Origin of the sequence: Kitasatospora sp. NPDC091257 (genome assembly GCF_044757675.1) — a bacterium.
In the GTDB taxonomy this organism is placed as follows: Bacteria; Actinomycetota; Actinomycetes; order Streptomycetales; family Streptomycetaceae; genus Kitasatospora; species Kitasatospora lactacystinica.
Genome location: NZ_JBIVVI010000953.1, coordinates 1 through 3,605 on the forward strand (window position 1 = coordinate 1; position 3,605 = coordinate 3,605).

Genomic DNA, 3,605 nt, shown 5'->3' on the forward strand with positions numbered 1-3,605 from the left:
GGGAGCCCACCCGGGAGGAGAGACGCGATGGTGACCAGACGCAGGATGATCGGCGCCGCCCTGGCGACCGGGGGAGGAGTCCTGCTCGTGCGCACCACCCAGCACCCGGCCGCCTCCGCCGCCGCTTCCTCCGCCTCCGCCGCCGCGCAGGACGCGGGGCACGCCCACCCGGCGGGCGCCACCGCCCCCGACCCGGGCCCCGACGCCGGCCCCGCGCTCGCCCCGAAGTTCACCACCGCCCTGCCGCTGCCCCCGGTGCTCAGCCCCGTCTCCACCGACGGCGGCGCCGACACCTACGCGGTGACCATGCTGCGCTCCTTCGCCCGCATCCTGCCCGGGCACCGCACCGACGTCCTCACCTACAACGGCGCCTTCCCCGGGCCCGTCATCCGCGCCCGCTCCGGACGGCCGGTGATCGTGCGCCAGACCAACCTGCTGGACGACCCGGTCTCCGTCCACCTGCACGGCTCCTCCGTCCCCGTCGACAGCGACGGCGGCCCGATGAACCTGCTGAACGCCGGCGCCACCCGCACCTGCACCTACCCCAACGACCAGCCCCACGCGAGCCTGTGGTTCCACGACCACGCCCACCACCTGGAGTCCGAGCACGTCTACCGGGGACTGGCCGGCACCTACCTGCTCACCGACGCCACCGAGGCCGCCCTGCCACTGCCCTCGGGCCGCTACGACCTGCCCATCGCGCTGCGCGACGCCCGCTTCGACGCCTCCGGCAACCTCGTCTACCGCATGGACGACGCCGCCGGACGCGCCACCATCCTCGCCAACGGCCGCCCCTGGCCCAAGGTCGACGTCGCCGCCCGCCGCTACCGCATCCGCCTGCTCAACTCCTCCAACCTGCGCTTCTTCTCCCTGCGCCTGGCCGACGGCGGCCCCATCACCTGGATCGGCTCCGACGGCGGCCTGCTGGAACGCCCCCACACCACCGACACCGTCGACCTCTCGCCCGGCGAGCGCGCCGACGTCGTCATCGACTTCTCCCGCTACCGCCCCGGCACGAGCGTCGTGCTCACCAACTCCATGCCGCCGGGCCCCGCCGAACACATCGGCCAGGTCCTGCGCTTCGACGTCGGCCGCCCCGCCCCCGACCCCTCCGCCGTCCCCGACCGGCTGCGCACCCTGCCGCCGCCGGGACCGGTGGCCCGCGAGCGCACCGTCGTGCTCAAGGTCGAGGAGGGCGGCGCCGGCGCCGCCCCGCGCGGCCTGATCGACGGCAAGGTGTACGACCCGGCCCGGGTGGACGCCGCCGTCGCCTTCGGCACCTCGGAGATCTGGACCGTCCACAACGCCAACACCGACATCCCGCACAACTTCCACCTGCACCTGGTGCAGTTCCGCGTCCTCCAGCGCAACGGCAGGGCCCCCGGCCCCGAGGAATCGGGCCTCAAGGACACCGTGCGCCTGATGCCCGGCGAGAGCGTGCGCCTGCAGGCCACCTTCGACTCCTACCGCGGCCGCTACCCCTACCACTGCCACCTGCTGGACCACTCCGCGATGGGCATGATGGCCCAGATGGAGATCACCTGAGCACCCGAGAGCCCGATCACCCGGCCACCCTGCCACCCGGCCACCCTGCCACCCGGCCCCCGCCGGGCCGCCCGCCGTGACGCGGGCGGCCCGAGGGCGCGTCAGGACGCGTGGATGCCCTGCCCCGGGGTGAGGATCCCCGCCGGGTCCCAGCGCCGCTTGGCCGCCACCACCCGCTCCCACAGCCCCCCGTAGTGGCGCTGCCAGTCCGCGCGCGTCATCCCCGGCACCGCCCCGATCAGGTACCGCTTGCCGCCCAGCTCCACCGCCAGGTCGTACAGCACCCGGTTGCGCTCCAGCATCGCCGCCGTGTCCGACCCCGGCCCCGGGAAGGCCAGCAGGTCGAAGTGCCAGCCCACCTCCTCCCGCCCCGGCAGCACCGCCAGCGGCGCCTTCACCTTCGAGCGCAGGTACGGGTAGAACAGCAGCAGCCCCGCCCCCAGGTCGGCGGCGGTCAGCACCTCGGCGGCCCGCGCCATGAACGCCCGCGCCGTGGACGCCGGCAGGAACACGCTCAGCCACGGCTTGGGCAGCGCCCAGAACCCGGCCGCCCGCAGGTACCCCGAGAAGCCGTCCACCCGGTAGGCGTACTCCCGCCAGCTCTGCTCCACCACCTCCGTCTCCACCGGCGCCAGCCCCGCCAGCAGCGCCGCCCGGTCCACCGCCTGCCCGGCGTCCGCGAACGCCACCAGCTCCGCCTTGTAGCGCCAGCGCGAACCGTCCGCGCTGCGCACCACGTCGCCGACCTGGAAGTCGAAGCGGCGCCGGGCCAGCACCTTCTCCTGGTCGGCGAGGTAGGCGTCCAGGTCGTCGTAGTACAGCGAGAAGACGTGGGCGCGCTCGGGCACCCGCACCAGGGCGAGGGTGACGCGCACGATGACGCCGACCTGGCCGCCGCCGGCCAGCACCGCCTCGAACAGCTCGCGGTTGCGGGTGGGGGAGGCGGTGACCAGCTCTCCGGTGCCGGTCACCACGTCCAGCTCCAGCACGTTGTCGACCTGCATGCCGTGGCGCTGCACGCCGCCGCCGATGCCGCCGACGCTCAGCGTGCCGCCCACCGACAGGTGCAGGTAGTCGGTGAGCACCGGCGGCACCCAGCCCGCGGCCAGGCCCGCCTCGGTGACCTGCGCCCAGGTCGCCCCGGCCTCGACCACGGCGCGCCCCGGGCGCACCGAGACGACCTTCGACAGGCCGCGGGCGTCGATGGCGACGCCGCCGCGGGGGTTGGCCTGGCCGTAGCTGGAGTGCGACTCCAGTGCGGCCTCGCCGAGCTGCGCGAGGTCCCCGCTCTGCCCGTTGACGGCCACCGGGATGCGGTGGCGGCGGGCGAAGGCGACCAGCTGCTGCACGTCGCGCACCGAGCCGGGGCGCAGCACCGCCCGGGGCGCGGCGGTGACGAGGTGTCCGAAGTCGCCGGAGAAGCGCTCCAGGCCCTCGCCCCGCAGGGTCACCGTGCCGTCCAGGGCGGGCAGCCGGGCGATGTCGGCGCCGGTGTCGGCGCCGGTGTCCGCGTCGGCCTCGGTGGCCCAGGCGGCGGTGGCGGTGTTCCAGCCGATGACGGCGGTGACGGCCCCGGCGCCGGCCGAGGTGAGGAGGGCGCGGCGCGACAGTCCTGACCTGCTCATATCAGAATTTCTCCGATCAGTCGTCAAATAGGGATTGTTGTACCGCAACTATCGGGTGATCACCTACTGGCGCGCACCGGTGATCTGCTGCTCGATGCGCCGCAGCTCGGCCATCGGGTACTCCCACATCCGCACCTGATGGGCGGGGGCGTGGGCGGGGACGTGCGCGCACGCCGCCCGCGCCTCGTCCAGCAGCGCCCGCCGCGCCTCGGGCAGGTGGGCCACCCGCGGCCCCTCGGCGGCCTCCCGCAGTACGAACGCCAGCTTGTAGGCGTGGGCGGCCGGGCTGACGGCGAACAGCGCCCGGTACACCCACAGGCCCTCCTCGCCGCGCAGGATCCGCTCGTTGTGGCTCAGCAGCCGCACCCGGGCCTTCAGCACCATGTCCTCGTGCACGCTCATCGCGCCCGTCCCCCTTCGTCGTTCGTGTGGTCC

The 3,605-nt window shown here is 74.6% G+C and carries 2 protein-coding genes and 1 pseudogene; 1 reads left to right on the forward strand and 2 read right to left on the reverse strand.

The genetic code is table 11. The features are described from left to right. Nucleotides 1-27: 27 nt before the first annotated feature. Nucleotides 28-1,545 carry a multicopper oxidase family protein gene (locus tag ACIQOV_RS32640; protein WP_401054332.1) on the forward strand — a complete coding sequence of 506 codons (1,518 nt, stop codon included), beginning with the start codon at nt 28-30 and terminating at the stop codon, nt 1,543-1,545. Nucleotides 1,546-1,646: 101 nt separating this feature from the next. Here the strand turns inward: ACIQOV_RS32640 and ACIQOV_RS32645 are convergent, their stop codons facing one another. Both ACIQOV_RS32645 and ACIQOV_RS32650 read right to left on the reverse strand, forming a co-directional pair. Next, the gene (locus ACIQOV_RS32645; protein WP_401054333.1) at nt 1,647-3,170 is read right to left on the reverse strand and encodes an FAD-binding protein; all 1,524 of its coding nucleotides are present in this window, start codon (nt 3,168-3,170) and stop codon (nt 1,647-1,649) included. A gap of 63 nt (nt 3,171-3,233) precedes the next feature. After that, nucleotides 3,234-3,605: pseudogene (locus ACIQOV_RS32650) on the reverse strand (hypothetical protein); the annotation flags it as partial.